Here is a 17,142-nt window from a genome sequence, read left to right as displayed (position 1 = left end):
TAGGTAGGAGGGGAGTAAAGTGGTATTTAATACTAATATTACTATAGCATTAAAAAATTATTTAAATAAATATAATGTTAAAACAGTTTCTTTATTTGAATTAGAATATGTCTGTAAAGGCTTTGATTACTTGAGAGTAAAGATTAAAAAGAAGGAAATAATATTTGAGATTCAGTGTCCTTTGTGTGATCAAAAGCATTTTTATAAATATATTATAAGTGATTTGATGAAAAAGGATATGTTAATAGGTGGATGTGAAGTTTTAAATGTTCCTCTATTTTTAGTTGGAAAAGAAGATAAAATTATGGAAAAAGTGAATAAGTATGAACATATAAATAGTGAAATAAATAAAATGATTTGTACACTTAGGTGATAAAAAATAAATTAACTTAGTATAATTAACCAAAAATTTAGAATATGTTGGTTAATTTTTTATTATTTGTGTAGATTTAAATATACAAATAAGTTATAATATATAAAGTATCACACTTCAAGTAATTCCTTTAAGAAAATTTCCCAAGGTTAATATAATACAACTTAATATTAAGGAGATGGTGAATTGTCTAATAAGGATTTGAGCAAGATGACAGTAATGGAACTGAAGAAGATGGCAAAAGAGTTAGGAGTTAAGGGATACTCTAAATATAAAAAAGTTGAATTGATTGAACAAATTCAAAAAGTGTCACCTGTGTACATAAAAAAAGATGGTGAAATATTAAGAGAAAAAATTTCTCCTAAAGCATTCCAAAAGAAAGATAAGAATAATAATTTAAAGGAATCAAACAAAAAGGTTGAAGATGATATAAAAATAAGTGAAATTTCTAAATCAAATATGAATAATAAAGCTATTAAAGAGAAGCTGAAAATGATTAAGGAGTCTAATACAGCTAAAGGTGTATTAGAAATAAATGAGAATAATAGTTATGGATTTTTAAGAGGAAAAAATTACTTAACAAGTTCTGAAGATGTGTATGTTTCTCCTTCTCAAATAAGAAAATTTAATTTAAAAACAGGTGATGAAGTAGAAGGAAAAGTAAGACTTCCTAAAGAAGGAGAAAAATTTAAAGCTCTCCTATATGTTCAAAGAGTAAATGGAGAAAATCCTCAAAAAGCAATAAATAGAAAAAAATTTGAAACACTAACGCCTATTTATCCTAGACAAAGGATACAACTTGAGACTAGTCAAATTGATTTATCTACAAGAATCATGGATATAATCTCTCCAATAGGAAAAGGCCAAAGAGGTATGATAGTGGCTCCTCCTAAAGCGGGAAAGACAACTCTTTTAAAGAAAATAGCTACTAGTATTGAAAAAAATCACCCACAAACTAAACTTATAGTTGTTTTAATAGACGAGAGACCAGAAGAAGTTACTGATATGCAGCGTTCAATCCATGGGGAAGTTATATATTCAACTTTTGATGAAGAACCTGAACATCATTCAAAAGTTGCATACATGGTTCTAGAAAGAGCTAAAAGAATGGTTGAACAAGGTCAAGATGTAGTGATACTTTTAGATAGTATAACTAGACTTGCAAGAGCGTATAATTTAACTATAAATCCTACAGGAAGAACTTTATCAGGTGGTCTTGATCCAGGAGCATTAATAATGCCTAAAAAATTCTTTGGTGCAGCAAGAAACATCGAAGAAGGGGGAAGTTTAACTATTCTGGCTACAGCACTTGTTGAAACCGGAAGTAGAATGGATGATATGATATTTGAAGAATTCAAAGGAACAGGAAATATGGAGGTTCATTTGGATAGAAAACTTCAAGAAAGAAGGATTTTCCCTGCTTTAGATATATTTAAATCAGGAACAAGAAGAGAAGATTTATTGTTATCTAAAGAAGAAATGGAAGTTGCATTTAATTTAAGAAAATATATGTATAAAGAAGGAAATGGAGAAAAAACTACAGAAGCTTTGATAAATTCTATGTCTAAGACAAAGAATAATAAAGAATTTATTAAAATATATAATAAAGAAAAATGGGAAAGATAATAATTATCTTTCCCATTAATTTTATTCTTCCATTGTCATGTTGTATTTCTTTAAGAATTTTTCAACTCTTCCACCAGTATCAACCATCTTTTGTTTACCAGTGTAGAAAGGATGACATTTGGAGCATATTTCAACCTTAAGCTCTTTTTGAGTAGATCCAGTTGTGAAAGTATTACCACAAGCACATTTTACAACTGCATCATGATAATATGTTGGTTGTAAGTCTTTTTTCATTCTTCTCACCTCTCTCAAACTACCACTGCTAACGGCATTTTCAACTACTAGATTATAGCATTATATATTTAATTAGTCAATAAAATATTATTTAATAATATGAACTATGTAGTTCATATTTAATTTTTATGGATGAAAAAGTATAAAATTTAACCCCAAATTTAAAGTAGAAACAACGAAGAGCAAGTAACAATGATTTTTTAAAGTGAAGATTATTAAAATTTTTGATATATTATTTAGTATGAATTTTATTTTATAAAAGTTTAAAAGTTGAATTGTATATTGGTAATTGTAATAAAATAGTTTTTGATTATGACAACAAATTGCAATATAATAAATAGAGTATAACAAAGTAAAAGTAATAGTAGATAAGGTGGTAATAAGTATGAGTAAATTATATTTTAGATATGGTGCTATGAATTGTGGAAAGTCAACAAATTTGATTCAGGTGGCTCATAATTATGAAGAGAGAGGTATGAGAATTTTAATTATGAAGCCTAAAACCGATACTAAAGGTGGAGATAAAATAGTTTCTAGAATAGGGGTAACGAGAAAGGTAGATTTACTTTTACCACAAAAGGCAAATGTATATGATGAGGTTGAAAAATGGACAGAAGTTAATGAAAAAATAGATTGTATTTTAGTAGATGAAGTTCAATTTTTCAAAAAAAATCAAATAGATCAATTACTTAAAATAGCTGTAAAAATGGATATTCCGGTGATTTGCTATGGACTTCGTACTGATTTTCAAATGAATGGATTTGAGGGAAGTTCTAGATTGCTTTTAATAGCACACAGCATTGAGGAATTAAAAAATATATGTAGTTGTGGAAAAAAAGCTATAGCAAATGGTAGAAAAATTAATGGAAGATTTGTTTTTGAAGGAAATCAAGTTGCTATAGAAAAGGAAGATGATGTTGAGTATGAAGCATTATGTGCTAAATGTTTTTTTAAATATAAAGAAGAGTATATTAAAGAAGAAATAAAATAAAGTTTAAACTAAAGGAAGGGGTGTGTACATGAAAAAGAACAAAACTATGGTAGGTGGTCAAGCAGTAATTGAGGGAGTTATGATGAGAGGTAGTAAAGGTATAGCTACTTGTGTAAGAAAATCTGATGGAGAAATTGTAACGGACAAAAGAGAAATAGTACCTTTTACAAAAAGAAATAAATTATTAGGATTTCCTATTATAAGAGGATTTGTAACATTAATTGACTCATTAATTATTGGAATAAAAGCTTTAAATTATTCTGCATCATTTTTTGAAGATGATGAAGATACTGAACCATCTAAATTCGATAAATGGTTTGAAAAAGTTTTTAAGGAAAAAAGCGATGATGTAATATTAGGTATGTCTCTTGTAGTTTCATTGATTTTTGCTGTAGGACTCTTTTTTATTTTACCAACAGTTGCAGCAAATTTTTTTAAAAAATCAGTTACCAATAATTCATTTACATTAAATATAATTGAAGGTGCCATTAGAGTATTAATTTTTATTTTATACATTTTTTTCATAGGGAAATTAGAAGATATTAATAGGGTTTATCAGTATCATGGAGCAGAACATAAATCTATATTTTGCTATGAAAGTGGAAAAGAACTAACACCAGAAAATGCAACTGAATTTAAGAGGTTTCATCCAAGATGTGGAACAAATTTCTTATTTTTAGTAATGATAGTAAGTATATTAGTATTTTCACTTGCTGGATGGCAGTCTGTAATTCAAAGAATAGTATATCGAATAGTTCTATTACCATTAATTTCTGGTATAACTTATGAAATAATAAGATGGCTTGGGAAAAATGATAATGTGATATCTAGAATACTAGCATATCCAGGATTGCAGCTTCAAAGACTTACAACAAGAGAACCGGATTTAAGTCAGTTAGAAGTCGCTATAAAAGCTCTAAAAGCATCAGAAGGGATTGAGGACTAGAGGTGGTGATTAAGTAGTGAACATAGGGGAAATATTGAATAAAGCCTATGATATTTTAAAACAACAAAATATTGAAACATATATCTTAGATTCACAGCTTTTATTGTGTAAAGTCTTGCAAAAGGATAAGTTATTTTTAATATTGAATAGAGATATGGAAGTAAATGATAAACAAATAAGTATGTTTTTAAAATATGTAAATTTAAGAAAAGATAAAATGCCAATTAAATATATTTTAGGTGAATGTGAATTTATGGGCTTGAATTTTTTTGTTAAGAAAGGAGTTTTGATACCAAGACCAGATACTGAAATATTAGTAGAACAAATGTTAAAAACAATAAAAAAGGGTAATTACAAAAATGTTTGTGATGTGTGTTGTGGTAGTGGTGCAATTGGTATTTCACTTGCTAAACTTGCAGATGATGTAAAAGTAGTTTGCTCAGATATAGCTGAGGAGGCTAGAGAGGTTACGCTAGAGAATATTAAAAGATTAGATATTAGCAGCAATGTAAAGTTTGTTCAAAGTGATTTATTACAATTTGCAATTGAAAAGGGAAATAGATTTGATATAATAGTATCTAACCCCCCATATATAGAAGAGAATGTTATTGATACACTTATGAAAGATGTTAAAGATTATGAGCCATATATAGCGCTTTGTGGAGGAAAAGATGGGCTAGATTTTTATAGAAAAATAACATTTGAAAGTGTAAAAGTTTTAAATGATGATGGTATTTTAGCTTTTGAAATTGGTTATAATCAAAAAGAAAAGGTAAAAAATATCTTAAAAAATAATGGATTTAGTCATATACGCTGCATAAAGGATTTGGCTGGATTAGACAGAGTTATTATAGGAAAAATTATATTGTGATAAAAATATTATTATGGTATAATAATTAATTATGAAAATATAAGTACACGGAGTGATAGTAGATGCTTGAAAAACTTGATTTTATAGAAAATAAATATGATGAATTATCAATAAAAATTAGTGACCCTACAGTAATGGCAAATCAAAAAGAATGGCAGAAATTATGTAAAGAACATGCAGATTTAGAGATAATAGTTACTAAATATAAACATTATAAGGAAGTATTAGATACAATTCAAACAGATAAAGAAATGATTCAAGAAGAAAATGACAAAGAATTAAGAGAGATGCTTCAAGAAGAAATAAAAGAATGTGAAGAGGAAAAGTTGAACTTAGAGGAAGAATTAAGAGTAGCATTACTTCCAAAAGACCCTAACGATGACAAAAACGTATTTGTAGAGATTAGAGGTGGCGCAGGAGGCGATGAAGCTGCATTATTTGCTGCTAATCTTCTAAGAATGTATACAAGATATGCAGAAAAACAAAGATGGAAAGTTGAGCTTATGAGTTCAAATGAAACAGATATTGGTGGCTTTAAAGAAGTTGTATTTATGATAAAAGGAAAAGGAGCTTATAGTAGACTTAAATATGAAAGCGGAGTACACAGAGTACAAAGAGTTCCAGATACTGAGTCAAGTGGAAGAATACACACATCTACAGCTACAGTAGCAGTTTTACCAGAAGTTGATGATGTAGACGTACAAATAAGCGCAAATGATGTAAGAATAGATGTATTTAGAGCATCAGGACATGGTGGACAGTGCGTTAATACAACTGACTCTGCTGTAAGACTTACACATTTACCAACTGGAATAGTAGTTTCTTGTCAAGATGAAAAATCACAGTTAAAAAATAAAGAAAAGGCTATGAAAGTTTTAAAGGCAAGATTATATGAAAAAGCACAAGCAGAAAGAAGTGCGAAAATTTCAGAAAATAGAAAAAGCCAAGTTGGTACTGGAGATAGAAGTGAAAGAATAAGAACATATAACTATCCGCAAGGAAGGATTACAGATCATAGAATAGGATTAACTTTGTACAAATTAGAAAATTTTCTAAATGGAGATATAGACGAAGTAATAGATGCTTTGGTTACAACAGAACAAGCAGAAAAAATGAAAGCTATGGGTGTATAGTTTATTAAAATAAAGTTAAAATGAAAAGAGTGTGAAGCTTTTATGAATATTAATAAAGCAATTAGAAAACAAAATAAATCACTTAAACGATTTTTGTTTTCTGAGAGCTTTATTTTTTTTGTACTCATACTTATATTGACTTATTTTGATAATTTATCCACATACCTTAAAATTACAATTATTTTTATGGAAGCTTTAGTAGTAATTGCTATGATAAGTAAGCTTCAAAGCAAATATCTTAAATATGTTACAAATGATAATAAAATAAGTATAAAAACAGGTATATTAGATATTTCTATGAATTTTAGAGTTGATAATGTGGTTTTAGTTCATACTGAAGATGAATTTAAGGATATAAAAATAATACTTATAATTGCTTCTAAGATTAAAAGACGAAGATATAAAAAAGTTAATGACAAATTTTTGAGAAATCACAAAGTTGTCTATGAAAATTTTAAAAATATAAAACATAAAAATATAAACAAGAAGTATTATTATATAATCATAGAAAAAGGTTCATTTATGAAATATAAATTATTAAATGATATATATATAAAATGCACTAAAGCATTTTTTACAGATGAGGCAATTGATAGAATAAAGCAATATAGAAATTAGAATAAACCTCTCAGTCTACAAATAAAATATATGGATGGGAGGTGTTAATTTGAGTAATTACAGCTTAGTTATTTTATTTACTAGTATAATATCTTTACTTGGTACAATGATAGGTACTATTTTCGGAATTATAATTAGAAATCCTACTAATAAATTTTTAAGTTATATTATGGGAATAGCATCTGGAATAATGCTAAGTATTGTTTGTTTGAATTTATTACCAGAATCTATTAAAAATTCAGGAATTTTTTTTACTATAATTTATTTTTTTATAGGGGTAATAATAATATTAATAATAAATAAATTGTATATTTTAAAAAATAATAATGCTAATGAACTCACAAAAGTGGCTTTTTTAGTTATATTAGGTCTTAGTATTCATAATTTACCAGAAGGATTAATAATGGGGTGTGGTATAGGAATTGGAAGCAGTTTAGGAGTTAAAATGAGCTTATTAATAGTTATGCATGATATACCAGAAGGTATAGCTGTAGCAGCACCTCTTATGGCAGCTAGACAAAAAGTTTCAAAGATAATTTTTTATTCATTTCTTTCATCAGTACCAACAATGGTAGGTGCTTTGATTGGTTTATACTTAGGAGTTGTTTCTAAAGAAACATTAGGAATATTGTTTGCTTTTGTTTCTGGAATTATGAGTTATATTATTTGTAGAGAGATGATACCTGAATCATCTAAGTTTTATAATGGAGTTATTACTACATTAGGTGTTGTTGTAGGTATTATTTTAGGAATAGTTATGATAAAAGTATTTTAGTATGTTAACATTATCAATTAGTATCGGGGGTGTTAAGTTTGAATACCAAAATTATTAAATTTGACGTAGAAAATAAATCACTAATTGAAGAAGCAGGTAAGGTAATAAGAAATGGAGGAATTGTTGCATTTCCTACGGAAACAGTATATGGCCTTGGGGCTAATGCTTTAGATTGCTGTGCTGTAAAAAAAATATTTAAAGCAAAAGGTAGACCACAAGATAACCCATTAATAGTACATATTTCAAATATTGAAGAAATTAATGATTTAGTTAAGCAAATACCACATAAAGCAAAAATTCTTATGGAGAAATTTTGGCCTGGACCTCTAACTTTGATATTAGAAAAAACAGATGTAATTCCTGATGTAACTAGTGCAGGATTAAAAACTATAGGGATAAGAATGCCGTCTAATGATACAGCAAGAGCACTTATAAAAGCAGCAAGAAAGCCTATTGCAGCTCCTTCGGCTAATATATCTGGTAGACCAAGCCCAACTAATTTAGAAACGTGTGTGGATGATTTGAATGGTAAGGTGGATTGTATTATTGGAGGAGAGAAGAGTGAAGTTGGATTAGAATCAACTATTGTTGATTGTACGACAGAACCTATGTGTGTTTTAAGGCCAGGTGGTATAACTTTAGAGATGTTAAAAAAAGTAGATGATAAAATTTACATTGACCCAAATATAATGAAAAAACCTGAGAAAGATTTTAAACCTAAAGCACCAGGAATGAAATATAGACACTATGCACCGAAGGCTCCAGTAAAAATTATTGATGGAGATTTACAAAAAACTATTGAAAAAATCAATAAAATAGTGCAAAATTATATAGATAATAATAAAAAGGTTGGAATAATAGCTACTGATGAAACAAAAGATAAATATTCTAATGCAATAGTACGTTCATTAGGTAGTAGAACTAATTTAGAAGAAATAGCTCAAAACTTATTTGAAGTTTTGAGAAGTTTTGATAATGAAGATGTAGATATAATATTATCTGAATCATTCAAAGAACAAGGTATAGGAATTGCTATAATGAATAGATTAAAAAAATCAGCAGGATTTGATATAATGAAATTATAAAGAAAGGTAAGGGTGCTATGAAAGTATTATTTGTTTGTACGGGAAATACTTGTAGAAGTGTTATGGCTGAAGCCATATTTAACAATATTAATACTAATGAAGATGTTTGTGCTATTTCAGCAGGAATATCTATAGTACCTAATAGTAAAGCCTCTGAAAATTCTGTTATTATATTGAAGAAAAATATGAATGTAGATATAAATAATAGAAAAGCAATTCAATTGACTAAAGAAATGGTTGAAGATGCTGATTTGATTTTAACAATGACGTTTTATATAAAAGATGTACTAATGACGTATTTCCCAAAATATTCAGAAAAAATATTTGCGTTGAATGAATATATAGGTCAAGATGAAGATATAATAGATCCATATGGTGGTAATATTGATGTTTATTCTAAAACATTTTTTGAATTAAAAAATAAAATTTTGCTTTTGATGTATAAAATAAAAGAAGATAAAAGTATTTTTGAGTAAGATACTATTATCTTCTTTTTTGAAATTAAATATATATTTTATTAGAAAAGGAGCGTAAGAATTATGAAAATAGCAATTGGAAGTGACCATGGTGGTTTTAATTTAAAGCAAGATATAATGAAACACTTAGAATCAAAAAAAATTGAAGTAAAAGATTTTGGAACATACACTAATGAATCATGTGATTATCCTGATTTTGCACAAAAAGTTGCAGAAGAAGTAGCAGAACAAAATTTTGAATTTGGTATATTAATATGTGGTACAGGAATAGGCATAAGTATTTCTGCTAACAAAGTACCAGGTATAAGAGCAGCATTATGTTGTGATACATTTAGTGCACATGCATGTAGAGAACATAATAATGCTAACATATTAGCATTAGGAGAAAGAGTTGTAGGAAGAGGATTAGCATTAGACATAGTTGACACTTTCTTAAATTCAGAATTTGAAGGTGGAAGACATGCTAAAAGAGTTAATAAAATAAGTGAAATTGAGAAAAAATATTCTAAATAAGAAAAATTCAAAAGAATATTCTAAATAAGTTAATTAAAATAAAATGATATAGGGGGAATTTCCATGAGTAAAGTAACACAAATATCACATCCATTAATTTTACACAAATTAGCATTTATAAGAGATAAAAATACAGGTTCAAAAGATTTTAGAGAATTAGTTGAAGAAGTAGCTATGTTAATGGCATATGAAGTTACTCGTGATATGCAACTTGAAACAGTAGAAATAGAAACACCTATTTGTAAAACTAATTGTAAAATGTTAGCAGGTAAAAAAGTTGCTATAGTACCAATATTAAGAGCAGGTCTTGGAATGGTAGATGGTATGCTTAAATTAATACCAGCTGCTAAAGTTGGTCATATAGGAATGTACAGAGATGAAGAAACTCTTCAACCTGTAGAGTATTTTTGTAAATTACCTCAAGATATAGGAGAAAGAGATATAATAGTAACAGATCCTATGCTTGCTACAGGAGGATCAGCAATAGATGCTATAAATGCACTTAAGAAAAGAGGAGCAAAATATATTAGATTAATGTGTCTTATAGGTTCACCAGAAGGAGTAAAAGCAGTTCAAAATGCTCATCCAGATGTTGATATCTATTTAGCAGAAGTGGATGAAAAATTAAACGAGAATGGATATATAGTTCCAGGACTTGGAGATGCTGGAGATAGATTATTTGGAACAAAATAACAATAAAGCATAAGTAAGTATAATAGCAAATAGGAACGAAAATAAGCCCATATATTAACTAGTATAAAGCAATAGTTAATATATGGGCTTTATTTATTCTTTTATAGTTGCAATAATACTTTAAATTAAAGTAAAATTAGTATAAAATGAATGTGATTGATTTAATCTAAAAAATATGGGGGAAGTTTTAAAATGGAGAGAATAGATAAAAATAATTATTATTTAGATATATGTGAAACAGTTTTAGAAAGAGGAACATGTCTTAGAAGAAATTTTGCAGCTATAATTGTAAAAAATGACGAAATAATGTCTACAGGATATACAGGAGCTCCAAGAGGTAGAAAAAATTGCTGTGATTTAGGAGAATGCAGGAGACAACAGTTAAATGTTCCTAGAGGGACAAGATACGAGCTTTGCAGATCTGTGCATGCTGAACAAAATGCAATAATTTCAGCCAGAAGGCAGGATATGATAGGTGCTGCCATGTATTTAGTTGGAAAAGAAAAAGAAAGTGGGCAATTAGTAGAGAATGCTTCACCGTGTTCATTATGTAAAAAATTTATAATTAACAGTGGAATAGAAAAAGTAATTATAAGAGATACAAAAGTAAAATTTAGAGAAATATATGTTGATGAATGGATAAATAATGATGAATCATTATTTGGAGATGGAGGATACTAAAAGATTTGATTAACAATGAATGATGTGAAAATATATAAGTTAATATCTAAGAATAAAATTGTGTGAGGAAGGTTAACATGGATAAATTTATTTTAGCGATAGCTTCAACAAGTATTTCTTTCTTAATAACTCCATTTATTAAAAAACTTGCAGTTAAATTTGGTGCTATTGATATTCCTAAAGATGAAAGAAGAGTACATAAAAAACCTATTCCACTTCTTGGTGGATTAGCTATATATATATCATTTATTATAGTTCTATTACTAAAAAAGCAATCATTAACTCATCAAGAGATTGGCATAATACTTGGAGCTACTTTGATTGTAATTGGAGGATTAATAGATGATATTAAGGAAATAAAACCATATCAAAAACTTTTATTTCAAATAGGTTCTGCCATAATACTTATATTATCAGGGGTAATGATATCATATATAACTAATCCTTTTAGTAAAACAGTGCCTTGGTTAAAGTTAAATTGGCTTTCAATACCACTTACTATATTGTGGGTAGTAGGGATTACTAATGCATTTAATTTAATTGATGGTTTAGATGGATTAGCTGCAGGGGTGGCTTTTATATCATCAGCTACTATATTTATAATAGCTATAATAAATCATAGACTAGATGCTGCTACATTAACAATTATATTAAGCGGTGCAATTCTAGGTTTTTTACCATATAATTTTAATCCAGCATCAATATTTATGGGTGATACAGGTTCGCAATTGTTAGGTTTTTTATTAGCTGCAATTTCTATGAAAGGAGCTATAAAATCTGCTACTGCATTTGCCATTGTAGTACCTATTCTTGCTTTAGGACTTCCTATATATGATACTATATTTGCTATGGTAAGAAGAAAAATAAATGGTAAGCCTATAATGAAAGCTGATAGAGGGCATTTGCATCATAGACTTTTAGATATGGGGTTTACTCAAAAACAAGTAGTAGTAATAATGTATTTAATGAGTGCCATTTTAGGAGCAATATCTATAATAGCTATGCAGATAAGTAATCAAAGGTCATATTTTTTGGTTACATCAGTAATTTTAATAATAGTTTTTATAGCGTGGAAATTTGGGCTTTTTCAACATAAAGAATAAAAATGTTGTAGGTATTTCAAGTTTGGAGGCGTATAATATGGAAAAAATTAAAATAATAAGTATTTTTGGTACTAGACCAGAAGCTATAAAGATGGCACCTTTAGTAAAAAAACTACAAGAAAATGAAAACATCCAATCTATAGTGTGTGTTACAGCACAGCATAGAGAAATGCTTGATCAAGTATTAAAGCTTTTTAATATTACACCAAAATATGATTTAAACATAATGAAAACAAAACAAAGTTTAACAGGTATAACAACAAGAGTTTTAGAAGGATTAGAAGAAGTATTTCAAAAAGAAAAACCAGATATGATATTAGTACATGGAGACACTACAACTACTTTTGCAGGTGCTTTAGGTGCATTCTATCAAAAAATAAAAATTGGTCATGTAGAAGCTGGTCTTAGAACATTTGATAAATATTTTCCATATCCTGAAGAAATGAATAGAAAACTTACAGGAACTATGACAGACTTGCATTTTGCTCCAACTAAAGGATCAAAGAAAAATCTTTTAAATGAAGGTATAAATGAGAATGACATATTTGTAACGGGAAATACAGTAATTGATGCAATGAAGTATACTGTTAAGGATAAATACATATTTCAAAATGAAGAATTAAACAATATAGATTATAAAAATAAGAAAGTTATAATGGTAACTGCTCATAGAAGAGAAAACTGGGGACAAGGAATAGAAAATATATGTAAGGCATTAAAAAATATTGTTGAACAAAATAAAGATGTAGAATTAGTATATTTAGTACATTTAAATCCTATTGTTAAAGATGTGGTAAAGAAAAATTTAGGAAATGTAGAAAGAGTACATTTATTACCACCATTAGATACTGAGCAAACTCATAATTTGATGAATAAGTCATTTATGGTAATGACAGATTCAGGTGGATTGCAAGAAGAAGCTCCTCATTTAGGAAAACCTGTATTAGTACTTAGAAATGTAACTGAAAGACCAGAAGCAATAGAGGCTGGAACTGTAAAATTAGTTGGAACTGATATAGATAATATAGTTGATAATGCAAACAATATATTAAATGATTGTGAAATATATAATAAAGTGAGTAAAGCTATAAATCCATACGGTGACGGTAACGCTTGTGAGAGAATAGTAAATGCAATATTACAGTATTTCAACATAACCTCAGAAAAATGTGATGAGTTTGAGAGAAAATAGAAAAAGTTTGTGTATTTTTTAACAAAATCTATTGATAAAAAATATAAATGTGGGTATAATGAAAATATAAGTTGTAAACAAAATTCTACATAATCAATAGATTACTAATGATTGGGAGGTTAGCAAAATGAAAGAAGTAGTTATAGCAAGTGCTGTAAGAACTGCAGTTGGAAAATATGGTGGAAGTTTAACAGGTGTTCCAGTAGTAAAATTAGGATCAACTGTTATAAAAGAAGCTATAAATAGAGCAGGAATAAAACCTGAGGCAATTGATGAAGTAATAATGGGTAATGTTATTCAAGCAGGTCAAGGACAAAGTCCAGGAAGACAAGCAGCTGTAAAGGCCGGTATCCCAATAGAAATTCCTGCTTTCACAATAAATAAAGTTTGTGGTTCAGGTTTAAGAGCAGTAAGTTTAGCAGCTCAAATGATAAAAGCAGGAGATGCTGATGTAGTAGTTGCTGGTGGTATGGAAAACATGTCTGCAGCTCCATATGTATTACCAAATAATAGATGGGGTCAAAGAATGGGCGACGGAAAAGTAGTAGATACTATGATTAAAGATGGTCTTTGGGAATCATTTAACGATTACCATATGGGAATAACTGCTGAAAATATAGCAGAAAAATGGAATTTATCAAGAGAAGAGCAAGATGCATTTGCAGCAGCTTCTCAACAAAAAGCTGAAAAAGCTATAAAAGAAGGAAGATTTAAGGATGAAATAGTTCCAGTAGTTATAAAAACTAGAAAAGGTGAAACTGTATTTGATACAGATGAACACCCAAGATTTGGAACAACTGCTGAATCATTATCAAAATTAAGACCAGCATTCAAAAAAGATGGAACAGTTACAGCAGGAAATGCTTCAGGTATTAATGATGGAGCAGCTGCACTAGTTGTTATGAGTGCTGAAAAAGCAAAAGAATTAGGTGTTAAACCACTTGCTAAAATAGTTTCTTATGGTTCAAAAGGAGTAGATCCAGCTTATATGGGATATGGACCAGTAGGAGCAACTAAAGTAGCTCTTGAAAGATCAGGATTAAAAGTAGAAGATTTAGATCTTATAGAAGCAAATGAAGCATTCGCTTCTCAAAGTTTAGCTGTAGCTAAAGATTTAGGATTTGATATGAGCAAAGTAAATGTAAATGGTGGTGCTATAGCACTTGGACACCCAGTTGGATGCTCAGGAGCTAGAATACTTGTTACATTATTATATGAAATGCAAAAAAGAGATGCTAAAAAAGGTTTAGCAACACTTTGCATAGGCGGTGGAATGGGAACTGCTCTTATAGTTGAAAGAGCTTAATTTTATAAAATAAGTTTTAAATTTTTATGATAGATAGGAGTGTAAATTCAAATTTACACTCCTATTTAAATTTAAGTATTTTTTATTTAACTAATATTTAGTAGTTAATTTGCTAATAATATTCTAAAAGAATAAAAAAGTTGAAAAAAATATTGAATAAAATACATATTGGTAGTTCAATTTTTCAAACAAATTTAATTTTATTTAAAAGGTAGAAATGATTAATTTTAAGGTGAATGTTGAATAAATTAAAAACTTTTAAAAATAAAAATTAATTATTTAAAATTCAATAGAAATATGAAAATTGGATAAACAAATATGAAAATTCAGTATTGATTAACAAATGAAATTTACTGTAAGTTAACATTCAAAAAAGAGGAAACAAAAGATATATAGAGTTACAAAGAAGAACTTTAAAATGTATTGGATTAAATGGCTTTATAACAGTGAATATGCTAATTAAATGCCTATAATCAAGTTTTGTTTATCAAAATTTCAGTAATATAATTTTAAATGTTATTAAAAGACGGAGGAAGTAATCATGCAGGAAACTCTGAAAATGTTAAAGAAGATAATAAGCTTTGATTTGTTGTTTGGAATAACTTTTGCAGTGATAAGTTATTGCTTTTTTAAAAAATATACAATTCCTCTTATTTTAGGAATTGTTGTTGTAATGATTAGTTTCATATTGAGCACTTTTTCTGTTAATTATTCATTAAATAAAAAAAACTATAACTTAATAAGTTCAATTAGTTTTATATTTAGAGTATTTTTAGTATGTACTGTAGCTATTGTGTTAGCAAAAATCAACGTATATTATATAATACCCTATCTTATTGGATATAGTTGTAATTTTTTATCGATAATTATTTACGGCTTGACATTAAAAACTGAAGGGATGTGATTCAATGGTACTAGGTCTTGCAATGCCTTCAATCAATTTATTTGGCATTAGATTAGACATTACCTCTAGTTTGATAACTCAATGGGTAATCATGGTGCTAATTATTTTACTGGCAATCATATTAACTCCTAAATTAACTGAAGTACCGGGTGATAGTCAAAACATTGCAGAAATATTTGTAGAATTTATAAGTAATATGGTAGAGGAAAATATGGGTAAAAAATATGTAGGTTTTATACCATATATAGGAACATTATTTATTTTTATGTTGTGTATGAACTTAGTAGGGTTATTTGGGATTAAACCACCCACAACTGATTATAATGTAGCACTTGGTATGGCATTAATTAGTTTTATTGTTATTCAATCTTATACTATTAAAAAAGTTGGAATCGGTCAGTATTTTACTGGATACGGAAAACCATTTGTGTTTTTACTTCCAATAAATATATTGGAAAGAGTATCATTACCACTTTCACTTAGTCTCAGATTGTTTGGAAATATGTTTGCAGCTACTGTAATAATGGATTTGCTTTATGAGGCATTAAGAGGTATAGGTTTTATAGCACAGATTGGAATACCAATACCATTTCATGCATATTTTGATTTGTTTGATGGAACTCTTCAAATGATTATTTTTGTTATGCTTACTATGATAAATATAAAAATAATATCTGAGCATTAAATTATTATTGTTATTTGTTAGTTATAAATAATTATTAAATATTGTTTGCAATTTTCATAAATTATAAATAAATTTATACAGAAAATGCTAGTTTGCATTATTTGAAAAATTAAAGCTAAAATCTTATTAAGGAGGAATTAATAATGAATCAATCTTTTGTGTTAGGAATGACAGCATTAGGAGCAGGGATTGCTGCTTTAGCATGTATAGGTGGAGGAATTGGTACAGGAAATGCAACAGGAAAAGCTGTTGAAAGTATATCAAGACAACCAGAAGCAAGTGATAAAATAATGAAAGCATTAATAGTTGGTGGAGCATTATCAGAAGCTACTGCTATTTATGGTTTACTTGTTGCATTACTATTAATAATTTTAGGAGTAAAATAATTATAAATTTAGAATGAATATAGGCGAATTGCCATTAGATGATAAGCCGAAAGGAGGCTTTTTATGGAAAATGGTATTACACTATCACAAGTTATTGCAGCTATAATAAACTTTGTAATATTGTTTTTGGTTTTAAAAAGTAAATTTTTTAAGCCTGTTTTAAAGACAATTAATGATAGAAAAGAAAAAATACAAAGTAATATTGCAAAAGCTTTGCAAAGCAAAAAAGAAGCTGAAAAATTAAAAGATGAAAATAAAAAATTATTAATTGAATCTAAAAAACAAGGTAAAGTTATAGTTGAAGATTATAAAGTTAAGGCTGAAAAAATTTATGATGAAATAGTAAAAGAAGCAAATAAAGAAGCTGATTTAATAAGAAAAAGAGCTGAACTAGATGTAACTAGAGAAAAAGAAAAAGCCCAACATGAAATAAAAGAACAAGTCATAGATTTATCAATGGTACTTTCAGAGAAAGTTTTGGAAAATCATATTGATGAAGAAGAACATAGAAGACTTATAAATGATTTTATTGCTAAGGTAGGTATCTAGTT

21 protein-coding genes are annotated in these 17,142 nt (G+C 28.1%); 20 read left to right on the top strand and 1 reads right to left on the bottom strand.

Annotated elements, in window-relative coordinates; translation table 11 throughout:
• Window positions 1–19 precede the first annotated feature (19 nt).
• A complete protein-coding gene (locus ACFIJ5_RS15720) occupies window positions 20–373 on the top strand; it encodes a hypothetical protein (protein ID WP_379808687.1) in 354 nt (117 codons plus the stop codon).
• Window positions 374–559: 186 nt separating this feature from the next.
• Entirely contained in the window at window positions 560–1,999 is a 1,440-nt protein-coding gene (gene rho, locus ACFIJ5_RS15715; protein ID WP_379808685.1) for a transcription termination factor Rho, read from the top strand.
• Window positions 2,000–2,020: 21 nt separating this feature from the next.
• On the opposite strand, the gene rpmE is transcribed toward rho, so the two are convergent.
• Window positions 2,021–2,233 carry a 50S ribosomal protein L31 gene (rpmE, locus tag ACFIJ5_RS15710; RefSeq protein ID WP_379808683.1) on the bottom strand — a complete coding sequence of 71 codons (213 nt, stop codon included), beginning with the start codon at window positions 2,231–2,233 and terminating at the stop codon, window positions 2,021–2,023.
• A 385-nt stretch (window positions 2,234–2,618) separates the two neighbouring features.
• Here rpmE and ACFIJ5_RS15705 point away from each other — a divergent pair, with 385 nt between their 5' ends.
• The 18 genes from ACFIJ5_RS15705 to ACFIJ5_RS15620 all read left to right on the top strand — a co-directional run bounded on the left by ACFIJ5_RS15705 (window position 2,619) and on the right by ACFIJ5_RS15620 (window position 17,140).
• A complete protein-coding gene (locus ACFIJ5_RS15705; protein ID WP_379808681.1) occupies window positions 2,619–3,224 on the top strand; it encodes a thymidine kinase in 606 nt (201 codons plus the stop codon).
• A gap of 28 nt (window positions 3,225–3,252) precedes the next feature.
• Window positions 3,253–4,170: a DUF1385 domain-containing protein gene (locus ACFIJ5_RS15700; protein WP_379808679.1), complete on the top strand. Its 918-nt coding sequence runs from the start codon at window positions 3,253–3,255 to the stop codon at window positions 4,168–4,170.
• A gap of 16 nt (window positions 4,171–4,186) precedes the next feature.
• The gene (gene prmC / locus ACFIJ5_RS15695; RefSeq protein ID WP_379808677.1) at window positions 4,187–5,041 is read left to right on the top strand and encodes a peptide chain release factor N(5)-glutamine methyltransferase; all 855 of its coding nucleotides are present in this window, start codon (window positions 4,187–4,189) and stop codon (window positions 5,039–5,041) included.
• 62 nt (window positions 5,042–5,103) lie between these two features.
• Window positions 5,104–6,174 carry a peptide chain release factor 1 gene (prfA, locus tag ACFIJ5_RS15690; RefSeq protein WP_379808675.1) on the top strand — a complete coding sequence of 357 codons (1,071 nt, stop codon included), beginning with the start codon at window positions 5,104–5,106 and terminating at the stop codon, window positions 6,172–6,174.
• A gap of 42 nt (window positions 6,175–6,216) precedes the next feature.
• On the top strand, window positions 6,217–6,792 hold the full coding sequence (locus ACFIJ5_RS15685) for a hypothetical protein (protein ID WP_379808673.1): 576 nt from the start codon (window positions 6,217–6,219) through the stop codon (window positions 6,790–6,792).
• Between the two features lie 49 nt (window positions 6,793–6,841).
• Window positions 6,842–7,567 (top strand): ZIP family metal transporter, encoded by a 726-nt coding sequence (locus tag ACFIJ5_RS15680; RefSeq protein WP_379808671.1) that lies wholly within the window; start codon window positions 6,842–6,844, stop codon window positions 7,565–7,567.
• A gap of 38 nt (window positions 7,568–7,605) precedes the next feature.
• Window positions 7,606–8,652, top strand: a complete 1,047-nt coding sequence (locus ACFIJ5_RS15675; RefSeq protein WP_379808669.1) for an L-threonylcarbamoyladenylate synthase — start codon at window positions 7,606–7,608, stop codon at window positions 8,650–8,652.
• A 17-nt stretch (window positions 8,653–8,669) separates the two neighbouring features.
• Window positions 8,670–9,128, top strand: a complete 459-nt coding sequence (locus ACFIJ5_RS15670) for a low molecular weight protein arginine phosphatase (protein ID WP_379808667.1) — start codon at window positions 8,670–8,672, stop codon at window positions 9,126–9,128.
• Window positions 9,129–9,191: 63 nt separating this feature from the next.
• The gene (rpiB, locus tag ACFIJ5_RS15665) at window positions 9,192–9,641 is read left to right on the top strand and encodes a ribose 5-phosphate isomerase B (RefSeq protein ID WP_379808665.1); all 450 of its coding nucleotides are present in this window, start codon (window positions 9,192–9,194) and stop codon (window positions 9,639–9,641) included.
• Window positions 9,642–9,704: 63 nt separating this feature from the next.
• Window positions 9,705–10,334: a uracil phosphoribosyltransferase gene (upp, locus tag ACFIJ5_RS15660; protein WP_379808663.1), complete on the top strand. Its 630-nt coding sequence runs from the start codon at window positions 9,705–9,707 to the stop codon at window positions 10,332–10,334.
• A 192-nt stretch (window positions 10,335–10,526) separates the two neighbouring features.
• Window positions 10,527–11,015, top strand: coding sequence for a deoxycytidylate deaminase (locus ACFIJ5_RS15655; RefSeq protein WP_379808661.1), 489 nt, complete (start codon window positions 10,527–10,529; stop codon window positions 11,013–11,015).
• Window positions 11,016–11,092: 77 nt separating this feature from the next.
• The gene (locus tag ACFIJ5_RS15650) at window positions 11,093–12,118 is read left to right on the top strand and encodes an MraY family glycosyltransferase (RefSeq protein ID WP_379808659.1); all 1,026 of its coding nucleotides are present in this window, start codon (window positions 11,093–11,095) and stop codon (window positions 12,116–12,118) included.
• 37 nt (window positions 12,119–12,155) lie between these two features.
• Entirely contained in the window at window positions 12,156–13,310 is a 1,155-nt protein-coding gene (gene wecB, locus ACFIJ5_RS15645; RefSeq protein WP_379808657.1) for a non-hydrolyzing UDP-N-acetylglucosamine 2-epimerase, read from the top strand.
• A 127-nt stretch (window positions 13,311–13,437) separates the two neighbouring features.
• Window positions 13,438–14,616, top strand: a complete 1,179-nt coding sequence (locus tag ACFIJ5_RS15640) for an acetyl-CoA C-acetyltransferase (RefSeq protein ID WP_379808655.1) — start codon at window positions 13,438–13,440, stop codon at window positions 14,614–14,616.
• Between the two features lie 559 nt (window positions 14,617–15,175).
• On the top strand, window positions 15,176–15,520 hold the full coding sequence (locus ACFIJ5_RS15635; protein WP_379808653.1) for a hypothetical protein: 345 nt from the start codon (window positions 15,176–15,178) through the stop codon (window positions 15,518–15,520).
• A gap of 4 nt (window positions 15,521–15,524) precedes the next feature.
• A complete protein-coding gene (locus ACFIJ5_RS15630; protein ID WP_379808651.1) occupies window positions 15,525–16,205 on the top strand; it encodes a F0F1 ATP synthase subunit A in 681 nt (226 codons plus the stop codon).
• Window positions 16,206–16,348: 143 nt separating this feature from the next.
• Complete coding sequence (gene atpE / locus ACFIJ5_RS15625; protein ID WP_379808649.1) at window positions 16,349–16,591, top strand: ATP synthase F0 subunit C; 243 nt, start codon at window positions 16,349–16,351, stop codon at window positions 16,589–16,591.
• 63 nt (window positions 16,592–16,654) lie between these two features.
• Window positions 16,655–17,140: a F0F1 ATP synthase subunit B gene (locus ACFIJ5_RS15620; protein WP_379808647.1), complete on the top strand. Its 486-nt coding sequence runs from the start codon at window positions 16,655–16,657 to the stop codon at window positions 17,138–17,140.
• Window positions 17,141–17,142 lie beyond the last annotated feature (2 nt).

Origin of the sequence: Haloimpatiens myeolchijeotgali, from assembly GCF_042688525.2 — a bacterium.
Taxonomy (GTDB): Bacteria; Bacillota; Clostridia; order Clostridiales; family Clostridiaceae; genus Haloimpatiens.
The sequence above is the reverse complement of the archived record's forward strand: the minus strand, read 5'-3'. Positions and strand labels throughout refer to the sequence as shown.

Excerpts from the sequence above, each read along its gene's own strand:
- ACFIJ5_RS15705 (WP_379808681.1), top strand. The coding sequence starts at position 2,619 with ATGAGTAAATTATATTTTAGATATGGTGCTATGAATTGTGGAAAGTCA.
- rpmE (WP_379808683.1), bottom strand. The coding sequence starts at position 2,233 with ATGAAAAAAGACTTACAACCAACATATTATCATGATGCAGTTGTAAAA.
- prfA (WP_379808675.1), top strand. The coding sequence starts at position 5,104 with ATGCTTGAAAAACTTGATTTTATAGAAAATAAATATGATGAATTATCA.
- ACFIJ5_RS15630 (WP_379808651.1), top strand. The coding sequence starts at position 15,525 with ATGGTACTAGGTCTTGCAATGCCTTCAATCAATTTATTTGGCATTAGA.
- ACFIJ5_RS15620 (WP_379808647.1), top strand. The coding sequence starts at position 16,655 with ATGGAAAATGGTATTACACTATCACAAGTTATTGCAGCTATAATAAAC.
- ACFIJ5_RS15650 (WP_379808659.1), top strand. The coding sequence starts at position 11,093 with ATGGATAAATTTATTTTAGCGATAGCTTCAACAAGTATTTCTTTCTTA.
- rpiB (WP_379808665.1), top strand. The coding sequence starts at position 9,192 with ATGAAAATAGCAATTGGAAGTGACCATGGTGGTTTTAATTTAAAGCAA.
- ACFIJ5_RS15640 (WP_379808655.1), top strand. The coding sequence starts at position 13,438 with ATGAAAGAAGTAGTTATAGCAAGTGCTGTAAGAACTGCAGTTGGAAAA.
- ACFIJ5_RS15700 (WP_379808679.1), top strand. The coding sequence starts at position 3,253 with ATGAAAAAGAACAAAACTATGGTAGGTGGTCAAGCAGTAATTGAGGGA.
- ACFIJ5_RS15685 (WP_379808673.1), top strand. The coding sequence starts at position 6,217 with ATGAATATTAATAAAGCAATTAGAAAACAAAATAAATCACTTAAACGA.
- wecB (WP_379808657.1), top strand. The coding sequence starts at position 12,156 with ATGGAAAAAATTAAAATAATAAGTATTTTTGGTACTAGACCAGAAGCT.
- ACFIJ5_RS15655 (WP_379808661.1), top strand. The coding sequence starts at position 10,527 with ATGGAGAGAATAGATAAAAATAATTATTATTTAGATATATGTGAAACA.
- ACFIJ5_RS15670 (WP_379808667.1), top strand. The coding sequence starts at position 8,670 with ATGAAAGTATTATTTGTTTGTACGGGAAATACTTGTAGAAGTGTTATG.
- atpE (WP_379808649.1), top strand. The coding sequence starts at position 16,349 with ATGAATCAATCTTTTGTGTTAGGAATGACAGCATTAGGAGCAGGGATT.
- upp (WP_379808663.1), top strand. The coding sequence starts at position 9,705 with ATGAGTAAAGTAACACAAATATCACATCCATTAATTTTACACAAATTA.
- ACFIJ5_RS15635 (WP_379808653.1), top strand. The coding sequence starts at position 15,176 with ATGTTAAAGAAGATAATAAGCTTTGATTTGTTGTTTGGAATAACTTTT.